Annotated in this window: 2 protein-coding genes; both read left to right on the plus strand. The window is 45.2% G+C overall.

Annotated features, from left to right (window positions below):
* A partial coding sequence (locus tag OW491_RS18145) for a glycoside hydrolase family protein (RefSeq protein ID WP_290037299.1) occupies window positions 1-222 on the plus strand: 222 nt, incomplete at its 5' end.
* Window positions 182-547 carry a hypothetical protein gene (locus OW491_RS18150; protein WP_017058577.1) on the plus strand — a complete coding sequence of 122 codons (366 nt, stop codon included), beginning with the start codon at window positions 182-184 and terminating at the stop codon, window positions 545-547. The genes OW491_RS18145 and OW491_RS18150, both read left to right, overlap by 41 nt.
* Window positions 548-662: the final 115 nt, after the last annotated feature.

Consider the following 662-nt stretch of genomic DNA (forward strand, 5'->3'; position numbering starts at 1 on the left):
ACTTCTTTTAGTTTTAACACTGGCTGTACTCGATTTATGCGAAATCGTGATGGTAGCGAAACGCAGATTTATCGCTTCATCAAACAGGGTGACTTTACAAAAGCCTGTCATGAGTTGCCAAGGTGGGTGTATGGCGGTGGTGTGAAGTTGAAAGGTTTAATTGACCGTAGGGATAAAGAGCATGATCGCTGCCTTTCCATTCAAAAGCATCAAATGGGTTAAGTGGCTAGTTGTTGCTGTAGTGGGGGTTGCCATGATGTCGATGTGGTTAATGTTGAAAGCAAGTAAGTCAGAGCAGGCCGCTTTAAGGGCTCGTTTAGATAATGCCTTATCAACGAATCAAGTTAGCCAAGCCAGCATTGACACGCTCACCCAAGAAAACAGTGATGCAAACCAGTTACTGGTAGATAGAACAAGGCTGCACAGCACTATAGAGGGAAAGCTCAATGAAGACATTGAAATGCTTCGACGTCAATTGGCCGATGATGAATGTTATCAAAAGCCTTGGCCTAGTGATGTTGCTAACAGGTTGCGCGAACCGTACTGAGTTGGTTGCAACTCAAGTCGTGATCAAGTTGCCCCCTGCAGGACTGATTGTTCCTTGTCATAAACCAGAAATTCAAGGCACTAGCCCGTTAATCACCGCGAGTGAAGATGTACCC

Origin of the sequence: Neptunomonas sp. CHC150, from assembly GCF_030397555.1 — a bacterium.
Taxonomy (GTDB): domain Bacteria; phylum Pseudomonadota; class Gammaproteobacteria; order Pseudomonadales; family Balneatricaceae; genus Neptunomonas; species Neptunomonas phycophila.